Raw genomic sequence first — 12728 nt, 5'->3', positions numbered from 1 at the left:
GAGCATTTTTTTATTTCAAGGCAAGGGATTAAAACTTCTTAAAGCCTTTGTTAAAACCAATGGTTTTGCGGCCATTGTTATTATTGCCATTGCCTGAACGCTGCTCTTGTTGCTCATCATCACGGCGCTGTTGACGTAAATAACCACCACGACGTGCAGCCAATGGTTTTTCTGCCATTTTTTCAGTACGACGTTTTGCCATACCAAACAAGCCAGTACCTTGACGTGGTTTTAATTCAACTGATTTTGCCAGGTTGTCAATGTCAGTCTTATCCAGTTCCATCCAACGACCTGTACGTAATTCACGTGGCAAAATGACAGTGCCATAACGAGTACGTAACAAGCGACTTACTTTTAAGTTTTGTGATTCAAAGATACGACGTACTTCGCGATTACGGCCTTCTTTCACCACAACTTGATACCAACGGTTGATACCTTCACCGCCAATTTCAGAGAATGATTCGAATTTGGCTGGACCATCTTCAAGCTCAACACCTTTCAGCATGTTATTGCGAATTTGTGGCGTGACTTCACCCATCACACGTACCGCATATTCACGCTCAACTTCATTTGAAGGGTGCATCAAACGATTCGCAAGTTCACCATCATTCGTGAATAACAATAAACCAGTACTGTTAATATCCAGACGCCCTACCATTACCCAGCGATCATTGGCGATTTGTGGCAAATGATCAAATACAGTTGGACGTTTCTCAGGATCATTGCGTGAGCAAATTTCACCCTCTGGTTTATAATAAATGAGAACACGGCGGCGAATTTCATCTTCAACCTGAAACTGAACTTTACGACCATCGATACGGAGTTCATCTGTAGGTTCAATACGTTCACCCACTTGAGCAATTTTTCCATTGATACTGACGCGACCAGCAGCAATGACTTCCTCCATATAGCGACGTGAGCCTAACCCGACTCTCGCTAAAACCTTTTGTAATTTTTCACTCATGACAGCACAACCTTAGACATAATGATCAACAGTTCACCTCTCAAGACTTCGGTGCATGTGCATCGAGTGTCATGAATGCTTCCTTGGCGTTCTGCAGGGGAGGCAATTGACCTAGCGAAGCTAAACCAAATGCATTTAAAAATTGGGGCGTTGTGACTAACAACGCAGGTCTTCCAGGTAAATCTCTAAAACCAGATTCTTTGATCCAGTTCCAGTCAAATAAGTTTCTCAAGATCTGACTATTATTCGATACACCACGAATCTGTTCAATATCAGCACGTGTAACAGGCTGATGGTACGCAATCACGGCGACTGTTTCGAGCAACGAGGGTGACAACTTGGTCGGGCGTTCAGGCCAAACCTGCGCAATAATATTGCGATACTTTGCTCGCACCTGAAAGCGGAACCCTTGAGCCGTCTCAATTAACTCAATTGAACGGCCATGTTGCAACATCGCAAGTTGCTGTAAAAAATGACGTAATTGTTGTTTATTATATTGGTTTTGAAATGCTTCTTTTAGTCGAGCAAGTGAAACTGGTGAGTCACTAGCGAACAAAATTGCTTCAATCTGTAATAAGACATCGTGATGAATATCTTCAAGTGACATTCCTTCATTGGTGTCAAATGGATCTAAACTCATGCTGCAATGCCTTGAACTGTTAAAGGAGCTTCAATACCTGTATGGATGATTTGAATTTTTTGCTGGCGCGTAAGTTCAAGCACTGCCATAAAAGTCACCACCATGCCCATACGACCTTGCATAGGATTTAATAATTCCATAAAACTTAATGCTTGACCTGATGCAAGTTGACCTTCAATAAATGCTATACGTTCTTCGAGCAGCACTGGTTCCTGCGCAACAATATGTGTGATCGGTTCTGGACGATTAAACACACAAAATAGTGCGTCACGTAAGGCATCGACATCATAACCTTCATAAATTGGAGCAATATGTCCAAGACTTACATTGGCACTAAAAGTATCTCTTTCAAAGATTGGCATTTGCCCCAATCTTTCAGTTGCTTGCTTAATACGGAGGTATGTTTCTAAACGATCAATCAATTCTTGTTTAGGATCTTTTTCAAATTGATCAACTAGAGTTGGTTTTGGAAGCAATAATCGTGATTTCAAATCAGCGAGTAATGCTGCCATCACCATATAATCAGCAGTTAATTCGATATTCAAAGACTTCATACTATCCATATAGGATAAATACTGGGTTGCAATTGGTGAAATATCTAACTGTAAAAGATCAAAGCCATTTTTCTGAATCAAATAAATCAGAAAGTCTAATGGCCCTTCAAACTGCTCCAGTAAAATTTCAAATGCCGCAGGTGGAATATACAAATCTTCAGGTATGACTTCTTGCCACTCGTCAAGCACACGAATGGAAGGAATTAATTCCAAGGTCGAAGGAAGAATTTGATTCATTACCGTTTATAAGCCACGCGAATTTTCAAAAGCATGAAAGGATGATTTTTTTGTGTTCAAGAAAGTGACACATGCTACAAGCAAGCCTATTCTAATCGAAATCCTTCATTTAATAAATTACTCACTTACAAAAACCTTAAAGTTCTCAGGGTATTTTCTATACTTATACAAGCGAATATGGATGATATAAAAATCTTATGCTTAAATCGATCATTCAACATCGCATTTCTAAACTATAAGTCACCATGAAAAATTATTTAAAAACACAACAGAATCAGTTCGGACAAACGATAGGTTTTTCGCTTGAAGAAAATGTGACAGCTTCACCCGTGCAGGGAAATATATTTGGACAATACGTTCAGTTGGTTGATGTAGCTGATGGCATAACAGATCAGGCGGCAGGGCAGTTATGGGAAGCGGTATCCACAGAACCCGATGAACAATGCTGGACTTATCTGCCTTATTCAGCTCCACAGAGCCAACATAGTTTAAAAGATTCATTAGACAACTTATTCGGCTTTAAAGATTCCACTCATTTTCTAATTCAAGTTGCTGAAGAGATACAAGGTTGGGTTGCATTGTTAAATCCGAGGCTTGGGCATGGCGTGATTGAGATTGGTAATGTTTATTTTTCACATAAAATGAAAAAATCAAAGGCGTCAACTGAAACAATTTTCTTACTCCTAGAACAATGTTTTGCACATGGTTTTAGACGTATTGAATGGAAATGTGATGATTGTAATGCGCCGTCTAAAGCTGCCGCTTTACGCTTCGGTTTTCAGTATGAAGGCGTGTTTCGCCAAGATCGGATCATAAAAGGACGAAATCGAAATACTGCATGGTTTTCGATTGTTGATGATGAGTGGTCGGAATTAAAAAATGCTTATCAGCAATGGTTAAATCCAGACAATTTTGATTGGCAGGGTATTCAGAAACAGAAGTTGTCTGATTTTTTTGATTGAATAAGGATCAGTGCTTATTCAAAAGCACTGACATCGCCAACGCCACAACGGATAATCACAGGATTTTCTCCAGATAAATCCACGATACTGGTGGTGGACAAGGTACCGAAGCCGCTGTCAATAAACACATCAATGCGTTTACCGAGCTGATTTTCAATATCATAAGGATCATCAAGCGGATCTTTTTGATCAGGCAAGATCAATGTACTGGTGAGTAACGGTTCGCCAAGTTCTTGTAATAAAGCTTGTGCAACAGGATTACTTGGAATACGCAGACCAATTGTTTTTTTCTTTGGGTGCATTAAGCGTTTTGGCACTTCACTGGTAGCAGGTAAAATAAATGTGGTAATAGCAGGGGTATTGGCTTTTAACAGTCTGTACATCGCATTATCGACTTTTGCATAAGTTGCAATATCAGATAAATCACAACACATAATTGCATATTGATGTTTAGGACCTAAGCCACGAATCTGAGCTATTCGCTCCATCGCACTTTTATTCCCAATCTGACAACCAATCGCATAGGCTGCATCAGTTGGATAAACCACCACATCACCCGCACGAATACGTTCAACCGCCTGAGTGATTAAGCGAGCCTGTGGATTTTCAGGATGAATATGTAAATGTAACATTATTATTGTAACTCCCTGATCTTTATGGCTGAATTAAGTATGAAACTTGTTCTAGTAAAGATGCAAGTCCTAGATGTGTTAATTTTGTCATTCAATCAAGTAATTCACGTTTAAATTCATTTAGTTGTAATGGTAATTCATTACGGGTACAAACACAGATATAGTGAATAAAAAGTGCAGCATCTCGTGGCAAAGTGGCTTCACCTGAAAAATAACGTTGTACTTGAGCAAAAACATTATCTTTAAATTGTGTCCCATTGCCGCTATCACCGGTTAGGTTATCTAAAGAGACACGAAACTTTCGACCAAAGGCTGTTGCAAATAACCATTCAATGGCTTGAGGCTTAATTTCAACTTGTTCAAATAAAGCTTGCTGTTCTGCAGTACGACCATCGGGTGCATACCAATAACCTAAATCAGGTAAAAGGCGACGTTTTTCACCTGAAATACTCCAATGACTAATTTCATGCAAGGCACTGTTAAAGAAACCATGTGCAAATTGGATTTTTGCAGGCTGTTGATTTATCGCTGGGAAATATTCTGGTTCAAAATCACCTTTAACAAGCATGACATTATGGTGGGAAAACCAGTGATTAAAGTGTAAAATAAGCCAATCAACCTGTTCTGGTTCTGTTGTTAACGTTTTCCAAGATGAGCGTTGCACTTGATCTGGTGTTAACATAGGAGCAGTGATTGAATGGGGGCTAACAAGTGATGAAGTTGTTACTTCAAGTTGCGGCTGCAACAGATGCATTGCTGTGTTACCACGAGTTCTGTCTAAAGAAGTGCAAAATTGTATCTTAATCTTTGACAGAGTACCGATGAATTTGTAGAATTGCCGCCTTAATTATGTCAGCAAATACTTTTCCAAGCCAAATCGAGCCATTTAAATGGGCTGAACAGGGCTTTACATGGTCAGGAACACTGCCATTGTCTCGCTTTGCTCGTATTGCTCGAGAAGCTGTTGGTTCAATTGATGATCAATTGATCAACATAGACTGTAAGCTATCAATGGATATCTATCATCGTATTGTATGGTTAGATGGACATACTGAAGCAAAAGTTCCAATGGTGTGCCAACGTTGTTTGGGACCTGTTGAAATTGAATTGGTTTCAGACTTTCATTTAGCTTTAATTGATGATGAGTCACTGATAGAGCGATTGGATGAGGATGCTGATTTCATCGTTTTAGGTGAAAGTGAATCTTCGAAGAAAGGTGATTTTGATGCACCTGCATTAGTTGATTTACTCGCATTACTAGAAGATGAACTGTTATTGTTGATGCCTTTATCTCCTAAGCATGATGCTTGTGAGCATAAGCACCAACCTACCATTCAGGACGTTGTCGAAGAGAAACGGGATAATCCGTTTGATGTTTTGGCAAGTTTGAAGGGTAAACTTAACTCATAATTTGTGTTATAATGTTGAGTTAAGACAACTGAATTTGTTCTGATCCATTTTTTCGATCTTTGTAAGGAGCCATCATGGCCGTTCAGCAAAACCGTAAAAGTCGCTCTCGCCGTGACATGCGCCGTTCACATGACGCTTTAACCGAGAATGCATTATCTGTAGACCAAACTACGGGTGAAACTCATCGTCGTCACCACGTGACTAAAGATGGTATTTACCGTGGTCGTCAATTATTCGCTAAAGCAGCTGATGCTGAATAATTGAGTTATATGCATTAAGCGTTAGCTTAAAGTATAGAAAAAATGGGAGCGAAAGCTCCCTTTTTTGTTGTTTTTCGCAATTAAAAAACGAATTAATAAATGGTAAATTGCCGCATCGGAAAAGAGTCTGTTGTCATTCTCATGTAAAATCATGGGTGTTGATGAAATTGGCGATAGACCATTTTAAGGATTTTTATATGTCGACTAAACGACTTGAGCAGGCTGCTCAAGCAACAAAAACAGTATTTGTTTTTCCTGGTCAGGGTTCACAAAAAGTAGGCATGTTGGCTGAACTTGCAGAGCAGTTTAGTGTCGTTCAAGATACATTTGCAGAAGCATCTTCAGCGTTTGGCTTCGATCTTTGGCATATTGCCCAAAGTGGTGAAGGTTTAGATCAAACTGAGAATACGCAACCTGTATTACTGACTGCGAGCATTGCATTATGGCGTGTTTGGTTAGAACTCGGTGGTATTGCTCCCAAATACTTGGCTGGGCACTCTTTAGGAGAATACAGCGCGCTTGTTGCAGCAGAAGCAATGACTTTAGCCGATGCGGTTAAATTGGTACATGTACGTGGAAAATTGATGCAGAGCGCTGTTCCTCAAGGTGAAGGTGCAATGGCTGCAATTCTTGGCTTGGCAGATGAGAAAGTCATTGAGCTTTGTAAGAATGCATCTGCTACGGGTCAAGGTTCAGTTGACGCTGCAAATTACAATGCACAGGGTCAGGTTGTTATTGCGGGCAGTGCTGCTCTAGTTCAGCAAGTCATGGCTGAAGCCAAAGAACAATCAGGTAAAGCGATTGCATTGCCTGTTTCTGTACCGTCACATTGTACTTTAATGAAACCAGCCGCAGAAAAGTTTGCTGAAGCTTTGGAACAAACTGCCATTGAGCTACCACGCCTTCCTGTAATACAAAATGTCAACGCGGAAATTGCGACAGATGTTGCTCAGTTACGTCAGGCATTAACGGCTCAGTTATACCAGTCAGTTCAATGGACACGTACCATGCAGTATCTACAAGATCAAGGTATCCAGTACGTGGTTGAATGTGGACCAGGTACAGTACTCAGCAATCTTGCCAAGCGATTACCGAACATAGAAAAAGCATTTGCGATTGATAGCAAAGCACGTATGGAAGATGCCCTAAACGCAGTGTTAGTGGCAGAAGGAAAAATTGCATGACACAACAACGAAAAGTTGCGTTAGTGACAGGAGCAAGCCGAGGTATTGGCGCAGCAATTGCACAGCAACTCATTCAAGACGGTTTTTTTGTAGTTGGTACCGCGACTTCTGAATCAGGCGCGCAAAAACTCACAGAAAGTTTTGCTGAACATGGAGCAGGTGCTGTACTCGATGTTCGTGATGGCACAGCGATTGATGCACTGGTTTCAGACATTGAACAAAAATATGGTTCAGTGTTGGTATTGGTCAACAATGCAGGCATTACCAAAGATAATTTGCTACTTCGTATGTCTGAAGATGATTGGGATGACATTCTCAATATTCACCTGAAAGCTGTTTATCGCTTGTCTAAGCGTGTGCTTAAAGGTATGACGAAAGCACGTTTTGGTCGCATTATTAATATTAGTTCAGTGGTTGCACATTTTGCTAACCCTGGACAAGCCAACTACTCGGCAGCAAAAGCAGGGATTGAAGCATTCGGTCGTAGCTTAGCCAAAGAGATGGGTAGTCGTCAGATTACAGTGAACAGTGTTGCACCTGGTTTCATTGCCACTGAAATGACTGATCAGTTAAGCGAAGATGTTCGTAAAAAAATGAGTGATCAAGTAGCTTTAAATCGTCTAGGTGAACCTCAAGATATTGCGAATGCAGTGAGTTTCCTTGCTGGCGATAAGGCTAGTTACATTACTGGTACAGTTTTACACGTAAATGGTGGTTTATACATGGCCTAAGTGGCGATGTATAAACTTTTAAAAAATTTTATATTCAATTAAACTAGTGGCAAATTAAAACGCCACAAGCAATGAGGAGAATTCCTGTGAGCGATATCGAACAACGTATCAAACATGCAGTAGCTGAACAATTAGGTATTCGTGCTGAAGAGATTAAAAACGAAGCATCTTTCATGGATGATTTGGGTGCTGACTCTTTAGATCTAGTTGAATTAGTTATGTCTTTTGAAAATGATTTTGATATCACCATCCCTGATGAAGATTCAAATGAAATCACGACTGTTCAATCTGCAATTGATTATGTAAGTAAAAAACTTGGCTAATCATTTTGTATGACCAAAAGCCACCGCAAGGTGGCTTTTTTATATGCTCAACTTTCGCTTGAGAGGATTTATACATATTTTTACAAGAAAAAGTAAACTCTGAATATGAAAAGAGTTTATTTAGGCGTATAAAATTTATGCTATTTAAAATAATTTATGGAACCATAACAACAAAAGGGAATTTTATGAATATAGCAAAACGTGTTAAAGAGATCATTATTGAGCAACTTCGTGTAGATGAAGACACGGTTTTGCCTAATGCATCTTTTACAGATGATTTAGGCGCTGACTCATTAGCTGTAGTTGAGCTTATTATGGCTTTGGAAGGAGAATTTGGTATTCAAATTCCATATGAAGAGGCAGAGAAAATTATCACAGTTCGATCTGCAATTGATTATATGGCGAATATTGTGGGAGAAGATGCGTAAATTGCATAATGCTTTGAGCTGATCGAAAGCAGCATGGAGTCGTTTTTGTGGTTCTCTATGAAGAATTAACTTAAAAATATACATAGATTTACAAGACGTATTTAAGATGATAATTGCGTCAAGTCAAGCAAGAAGGCGCACTATGCGCCTTTTTTATAGAATTCAAATATTACTTAATAATTGTTTAGGTAGTTTATCCATCAATTGTAAAAAAGGTGTTGGGCTTTGTAATGCTCTAGATAAGATTAAAGCCCCTTGAATGCGTATCACGGTATCTTGTGCCCGTTCTAAAGCTTGATCCTCTGTCATTCCTGCATCTTGTAAAACGAGTGCAATGTTTTCAATCAATCTTAAAAAGACAGGTTGGATTTGAGGTAAGAAGATTTGGTGAGCTTCACTCAAGGTCAAAACTGCCAAAATACATGCCACATGACCATTTTCATACACCTGCTTCAATGAATTTGTTAAAGCTTCTAAACGTTCAATGGGTAGGGTACTGCTTTGTAGATGAATAAAAATATTGTCTTCGCGCCATTGTTCTAAATAGCTCAAAACTTCTTGTGCCATTTGTTGTTTTCCATTTGGAAAATGATGGTACAAACTGGCTTTACCTAAACCTGTACGTTCTGAGATTTTAGATAAAGATGCACCTTCATAGCCATATTCTCTAAAAATACTTAACAAAGATCGAATCAATGTTGGTTTATCCATAAAAAATTACTCAGATTACTTGTTTTTGTACCGATCGTTCGGTACAGTGAAACTATAACCACAAAAGAAGATGACAATGAAACTTTATAATACTGTAATCTCAGGAAATTGTTACAAAATCAGATTATTACTTTCATTTTTGAATTTGGACTATGAACAAATCTCCGTAAATTTACTTCATCAAGAACAAAAAACGGCAGAGTTTCTAAAGCTCAATCCTTTAGGGCAGATTCCTGTTTTAGAGGATCAGGGGAGATATATCCATGATTCACAGGCAATTTTATGCTATCTAGCCAAAACATATGATGCTCATCAGCTTTGGTTTCCACAAGAAACAATCACAATGACACGTATTTTAGAGTGGCTGTTTTTTGCCAATCAAAGAATTGCTTCTAGTTTATCGGCAGCTCGGGCATTTTATTTGATCAAGAAACCGAACATTGATATCGAGCATGCCACTGTGATGTCACATGCATCATTAGCAGTGGTGAATCAACATTTAAAAACAAGACATTGGTTGGTTGGTGAATCAGCTACGATTGCAGACATTGCCTGTTATCCCTACATCGCTTTAGCGCATCAAGGAAACATTGAATTAGACCCATATCCAGATGTCCAAGCTTGGCTAGCACGTTTCCAACAATTACCGCATTTTATTGAATTAGAGGAATAATAAGTTGATGATGAAAAAAATGGTTATCACTGGAGCAAGTCAAGGGATTGGGCAAGCAATTGCCCAGAAATTCTTAGATCAGCATTATGAGGTGCATAATATTTCTCGCCATGTACCACAATATACCCATGCTCATTTACATCATTGGCAAGCGGATATGTTGCAATATAAGCAACTTAAAAGTGTTATGGAGCAGATCGGACGATTTGATATTCTGATTAATAATGCAGGTTATATGAATACACTTACAGCAAGTTCATATACGTGGGATGAATTGTATAACATTATGAATGTGAATTTGATTCATACCATGCAATTGAGTATAGATGTGGCTGAGAATGTGTTTAAAACACAGCAATCTGGGCGAATCATTAGTATTGCATCAATTGCAGGGCAAATTGGGCATCCTGATATTTGGTATGGAATTTCAAAAGCAGGGTTGATAAATGGGATGCGTAGTTTAGCTCGAAGTCATGCCCAGTATCATATTCAAACCTTTAGCATCGCACCTGGTCCTGTTGAAACTCAGATGATGCAAAAGATTCCGATTGAGAGACAGAAACGTTTAAAAGAAGCCACTTTGAATCAGCAATTTTGCCAAGCACAAGAAATTGCAGATATGGCATTTTGGTTAGCAGATGCTGCCCCCACTTGTTTAAGTGGTGAAGTTTTTGATTTGAATAATGGTGTGAACTATCGTTAGTGTAGCTTGAGCAAATGAATAGAAATCTGCATATTTCTATTCATTTCCACTAAAGTATTAAAAGCGTTTTGGAACCTTTTGCCCATTGGGTACAGGTGTCTCAGCCTGTTTTAATACGCCAAATAACCATGTTTCAGCATGTTGAACGGCAATTTTGAGTGAATCACCCTGAGCTAATCGCCCCGCAGTAAAACTTGCCAAAGAACAGCCAGAGCCATGATATTGCCCCTCTAGGCGTGGGCAACGGCTTTCCGCAATCATTTTGCCATCAGCATAAAGGACATTGCGAATATGATCAGGTGTATCTTCATGTCCACCTTTCACTAGTACAGCTTTTGCGCCCATTTCAAATAATTTTTGAGTGGCTTGCTCAATATCATCAATACCTGTTAAGGCTCTTAATTCAACGGTATTGGGGGTGATCACGGTTGCCAATGGAATTAATTCAACAAATGCTTTGACTAAAGTGGCTTGGTCACCCAATGAACCCCCGCTATTTGCCACTAAAACTGGATCAAGCACATATAGATAATCTGGATACCCACGTAAAAACTCAGCTAAGGCTGCGATATTATCTGTCGTGCCTAACATGCCAGATTTCACACATTTAATCGGTAAATCACCCACCACCGCATTGGCTTGAGCAAGTAGTAACTCTTTTGACGTGGCTTCAAAACCAAACACTTGTTGCGAGTTTTGAATGGTCAATGCTGTGCAGGCAATGGCTGCATGTGCGCCACTTTGCCCAATAGCCTCAATATCTGCTTGTAAGCCAGCACCACCTGATGGATCTAAACCTGAAAAACATAGTACGGTAGGACGCACAGCCATTTCCTTTTATTCTCTCATTTAAGCTAGTATATGGGAGTTTCGAGAAACTCTCGACTATGTTATGTAAGGCTTTAAGAGATTGAACGAATGACGATCAAAAATATTCTGATTGATTTAGATGGGACTTTAACTGACCCTAAAGCGGGTATTCATCGCTCAATTCGTTATGCTTTAGAAAAACTGGGCCACCCTTTAGCGGATGGAGTTGATTTAGATTGGACGATTGGACCTCCGTTGAAAGCTTCTTTGGCAAAGTTATTAAATACTCAGGATGATGATTTTGCTGAACAAGCGTTACTTGCTTATCGTGAGCGTTTTTCAGTGACGGGTTTATTTGAAAATGAAGTTTATGCAACAGTGGTAGAAACGTTGCAACAGTTACAACTACAAGGTTATCGATTATTTTTAGCGACGGCGAAGCCAACAGTTTATGCGAAACGTATCCTTGCCCATTTTGGTTTGGATCAATTTTTTACTGAAATGTATGGCAGTGAATTAACAGGTGAACGTACCAATAAAGTAGATCTAATAGCTTATATTCTTGAAAAAGAGCAATTGGATGCGCAGCAATGCATTATGGTGGGAGACCGACAATATGATGTGATTGGTGCACGTGCCAATAGTATTGAAACCATTGCTGTAAATTATGGTTACGGCACAGCAGAAGAACTCGCTCAAATACAACCGATTGCTCAAATCGCACAATTTAGCCAATTGCTTAATACGGTGAATCAACTGAATTTAGAACGAAAAGTATCATAATCATGAACGCAATAAAGCCTCGAATGATCGAGGCTTTTTTTGTTTCATTAAATATTATGTTTTAAGCGATATTGAACCAATTCTTCGATACTAATTACGGTAAGGCCATGTGTTTGAGCATAAGCTAGAACTTGAATACCTGATGCCATAGAGCCATCAGGATTAGTCAGTTCACATAATACGCCAGATGGTTTTAAACCAGCCAAACGGGCTAAATCTATTGTTCCTTCAGTATGTCCTCTGCGAGTTAATACGCCACCATTACGTGCACGTAATGGGAACACATGACCTGGTCGACTGAGGTCACTTGCAATAGCGCCATCTTTAGTGGCAGCTAAAATTGTTGTTACGCGATCTTTAGCAGAAACACCGGTGGTCACACCTTGTGCAGCTTCGATCGTTACCGTGAATGCTGTTTTAAATTGGCTAGAATTGTCGACCACCATTGGTGGGAGTGCTAGATGATCGGCCAACTCTTCTGTCAGACATAAGCACACAATACCAGAACCATCACGAATCATTCGTGCCATGGTTTCGACAGTGAGTGTTTCAGCAGCAATAATAAGATCAGCTTCATTTTCACGATCGAAATCATCCATTACCAATACTGGTTTGCCTTGGCGGATGTCTTCTAAAGCTTGTTGAATACGTTGTTCAGCAGGGGAAAGGACTGAAAAGAAAAGTTCGGGTTGAATTAAACTCGACATAATGAAACGCTCTCGT

The 12728-nt window shown here is 39.5% G+C and carries 18 protein-coding genes; 10 read left to right on the top strand and 8 right to left on the bottom strand.

What is annotated here, in order from left to right; genetic code table 11:
* Positions 1-28: 28 nt before the first annotated feature.
* From rluB to F908_RS05055, 3 genes are read right to left on the bottom strand one after another with little or no spacing between them, the layout of a single operon-like run.
* Positions 29-964: a 23S rRNA pseudouridine(2605) synthase RluB gene (gene rluB / locus F908_RS05065; protein WP_005158435.1), complete on the bottom strand. Its 936-nt coding sequence runs from the start codon at positions 962-964 to the stop codon at positions 29-31.
* Positions 965-1004: 40 nt separating this feature from the next.
* Positions 1005-1604, bottom strand: a complete 600-nt coding sequence (scpB, locus tag F908_RS05060) for an SMC-Scp complex subunit ScpB (RefSeq protein WP_004663573.1) — start codon at positions 1602-1604, stop codon at positions 1005-1007.
* Positions 1601-2395, bottom strand: a complete 795-nt coding sequence (locus tag F908_RS05055) for a segregation and condensation protein A (RefSeq protein ID WP_005158433.1) — start codon at positions 2393-2395, stop codon at positions 1601-1603. The genes scpB and F908_RS05055 overlap by 4 nt, the downstream gene beginning before the upstream one ends.
* A gap of 245 nt (positions 2396-2640) precedes the next feature.
* Between F908_RS05055 and F908_RS05050 the strand changes: the two genes are divergently transcribed.
* Positions 2641-3357 (top strand): GNAT family N-acetyltransferase, encoded by a 717-nt coding sequence (locus tag F908_RS05050; protein ID WP_005158428.1) that lies wholly within the window; start codon positions 2641-2643, stop codon positions 3355-3357.
* A 14-nt stretch (positions 3358-3371) separates the two neighbouring features.
* Here the strand turns inward: F908_RS05050 and F908_RS05045 are convergent, their stop codons facing one another.
* Both F908_RS05045 and F908_RS05040 read right to left on the bottom strand, forming a co-directional pair.
* Positions 3372-3989 carry an L-threonylcarbamoyladenylate synthase gene (locus F908_RS05045; protein WP_005158425.1) on the bottom strand — a complete coding sequence of 206 codons (618 nt, stop codon included), beginning with the start codon at positions 3987-3989 and terminating at the stop codon, positions 3372-3374.
* Positions 3990-4080: 91 nt separating this feature from the next.
* On the bottom strand, positions 4081-4743 hold the full coding sequence (locus F908_RS05040) for an elongation factor P hydroxylase (RefSeq protein WP_005158418.1): 663 nt from the start codon (positions 4741-4743) through the stop codon (positions 4081-4083).
* Positions 4744-4838: 95 nt separating this feature from the next.
* Between F908_RS05040 and F908_RS05035 the strand changes: the two genes are divergently transcribed.
* The 6 genes from F908_RS05035 to acpP (F908_RS05010) all read left to right on the top strand — a co-directional run bounded on the left by F908_RS05035 (position 4839) and on the right by acpP (F908_RS05010) (position 8325).
* The gene (locus tag F908_RS05035) at positions 4839-5399 is read left to right on the top strand and encodes a YceD family protein (protein WP_005158415.1); all 561 of its coding nucleotides are present in this window, start codon (positions 4839-4841) and stop codon (positions 5397-5399) included.
* A gap of 74 nt (positions 5400-5473) precedes the next feature.
* Complete coding sequence (gene rpmF / locus F908_RS05030) at positions 5474-5659, top strand: 50S ribosomal protein L32 (RefSeq protein WP_004638135.1); 186 nt, start codon at positions 5474-5476, stop codon at positions 5657-5659.
* A gap of 197 nt (positions 5660-5856) precedes the next feature.
* On the top strand, positions 5857-6843 hold the full coding sequence (gene fabD / locus F908_RS05025; RefSeq protein ID WP_005158395.1) for an ACP S-malonyltransferase: 987 nt from the start codon (positions 5857-5859) through the stop codon (positions 6841-6843).
* Positions 6840-7574, top strand: coding sequence for a 3-oxoacyl-ACP reductase FabG (gene fabG / locus F908_RS05020; protein ID WP_005158393.1), 735 nt, complete (start codon positions 6840-6842; stop codon positions 7572-7574). The genes fabD and fabG overlap by 4 nt, the downstream gene beginning before the upstream one ends.
* Before the next feature lie 86 nt (positions 7575-7660).
* Positions 7661-7897: an acyl carrier protein gene (gene acpP / locus F908_RS05015; RefSeq protein WP_005158388.1), complete on the top strand. Its 237-nt coding sequence runs from the start codon at positions 7661-7663 to the stop codon at positions 7895-7897.
* 185 nt (positions 7898-8082) lie between these two features.
* On the top strand, positions 8083-8325 hold the full coding sequence (acpP, locus tag F908_RS05010; RefSeq protein WP_005158385.1) for an acyl carrier protein: 243 nt from the start codon (positions 8083-8085) through the stop codon (positions 8323-8325).
* A 162-nt stretch (positions 8326-8487) separates the two neighbouring features.
* Here the strand turns inward: acpP (F908_RS05010) and F908_RS05005 are convergent, their stop codons facing one another.
* On the bottom strand, positions 8488-9036 hold the full coding sequence (locus tag F908_RS05005; RefSeq protein WP_005158381.1) for a TetR/AcrR family transcriptional regulator: 549 nt from the start codon (positions 9034-9036) through the stop codon (positions 8488-8490).
* A gap of 76 nt (positions 9037-9112) precedes the next feature.
* On the opposite strand from F908_RS05005, the gene F908_RS05000 reads away from it, so the two are divergent.
* Complete coding sequence (locus F908_RS05000) at positions 9113-9709, top strand: glutathione S-transferase family protein (protein WP_005158378.1); 597 nt, start codon at positions 9113-9115, stop codon at positions 9707-9709.
* A gap of 10 nt (positions 9710-9719) precedes the next feature.
* Positions 9720-10412 (top strand): SDR family oxidoreductase, encoded by a 693-nt coding sequence (locus tag F908_RS04995; RefSeq protein ID WP_026315751.1) that lies wholly within the window; start codon positions 9720-9722, stop codon positions 10410-10412.
* Positions 10413-10469: 57 nt separating this feature from the next.
* Here F908_RS04995 and F908_RS04990 read toward each other — a convergent pair whose 3' ends face one another.
* Positions 10470-11237 (bottom strand): hydroxymethylpyrimidine/phosphomethylpyrimidine kinase, encoded by a 768-nt coding sequence (locus F908_RS04990; protein ID WP_026315750.1) that lies wholly within the window; start codon positions 11235-11237, stop codon positions 10470-10472.
* A gap of 93 nt (positions 11238-11330) precedes the next feature.
* On the opposite strand from F908_RS04990, the gene F908_RS04985 reads away from it, so the two are divergent.
* Positions 11331-12005 (top strand): HAD-IA family hydrolase, encoded by a 675-nt coding sequence (locus F908_RS04985; protein WP_005158364.1) that lies wholly within the window; start codon positions 11331-11333, stop codon positions 12003-12005.
* A gap of 47 nt (positions 12006-12052) precedes the next feature.
* Here the strand turns inward: F908_RS04985 and ribB are convergent, their stop codons facing one another.
* Positions 12053-12712, bottom strand: a complete 660-nt coding sequence (ribB, locus tag F908_RS04980) for a 3,4-dihydroxy-2-butanone-4-phosphate synthase (RefSeq protein ID WP_005158362.1) — start codon at positions 12710-12712, stop codon at positions 12053-12055.
* Positions 12713-12728 lie beyond the last annotated feature (16 nt).

The sequence above is a fragment of the Acinetobacter sp. NIPH 284 genome (assembly GCF_000369425.1).
Classification (GTDB): Bacteria; Pseudomonadota; Gammaproteobacteria; order Pseudomonadales; family Moraxellaceae; genus Acinetobacter.
This window is presented reverse-complemented; position numbering and strand designations above follow the sequence as displayed.

What these genes read in the sequence shown, in the direction of transcription:
- F908_RS05045 (WP_005158425.1), bottom strand. Translation starts at nt 3,989, where the DNA reads ATGTTACATTTACATATTCATCCTGAAAATCCACAGGCTCGCTTAATC.
- F908_RS05005 (WP_005158381.1), bottom strand. Translation starts at nt 9,036, where the DNA reads ATGGATAAACCAACATTGATTCGATCTTTGTTAAGTATTTTTAGAGAA.
- fabG (WP_005158393.1), top strand. Translation starts at nt 6,840, where the DNA reads ATGACACAACAACGAAAAGTTGCGTTAGTGACAGGAGCAAGCCGAGGT.
- F908_RS05035 (WP_005158415.1), top strand. Translation starts at nt 4,839, where the DNA reads ATGTCAGCAAATACTTTTCCAAGCCAAATCGAGCCATTTAAATGGGCT.
- F908_RS05050 (WP_005158428.1), top strand. Translation starts at nt 2,641, where the DNA reads ATGAAAAATTATTTAAAAACACAACAGAATCAGTTCGGACAAACGATA.
- rluB (WP_005158435.1), bottom strand. Translation starts at nt 964, where the DNA reads ATGAGTGAAAAATTACAAAAGGTTTTAGCGAGAGTCGGGTTAGGCTCA.
- F908_RS04985 (WP_005158364.1), top strand. Translation starts at nt 11,331, where the DNA reads ATGACGATCAAAAATATTCTGATTGATTTAGATGGGACTTTAACTGAC.
- F908_RS05040 (WP_005158418.1), bottom strand. Translation starts at nt 4,743, where the DNA reads ATGCATCTGTTGCAGCCGCAACTTGAAGTAACAACTTCATCACTTGTT.
- F908_RS04995 (WP_026315751.1), top strand. Translation starts at nt 9,720, where the DNA reads ATGAAAAAAATGGTTATCACTGGAGCAAGTCAAGGGATTGGGCAAGCA.
- F908_RS05000 (WP_005158378.1), top strand. Translation starts at nt 9,113, where the DNA reads ATGAAACTTTATAATACTGTAATCTCAGGAAATTGTTACAAAATCAGA.
- fabD (WP_005158395.1), top strand. Translation starts at nt 5,857, where the DNA reads ATGTCGACTAAACGACTTGAGCAGGCTGCTCAAGCAACAAAAACAGTA.
- F908_RS05055 (WP_005158433.1), bottom strand. Translation starts at nt 2,395, where the DNA reads ATGAATCAAATTCTTCCTTCGACCTTGGAATTAATTCCTTCCATTCGT.
- rpmF (WP_004638135.1), top strand. Translation starts at nt 5,474, where the DNA reads ATGGCCGTTCAGCAAAACCGTAAAAGTCGCTCTCGCCGTGACATGCGC.
- ribB (WP_005158362.1), bottom strand. Translation starts at nt 12,712, where the DNA reads ATGTCGAGTTTAATTCAACCCGAACTTTTCTTTTCAGTCCTTTCCCCT.
- scpB (WP_004663573.1), bottom strand. Translation starts at nt 1,604, where the DNA reads ATGAGTTTAGATCCATTTGACACCAATGAAGGAATGTCACTTGAAGAT.
- acpP (WP_005158385.1), top strand. Translation starts at nt 8,083, where the DNA reads ATGAATATAGCAAAACGTGTTAAAGAGATCATTATTGAGCAACTTCGT.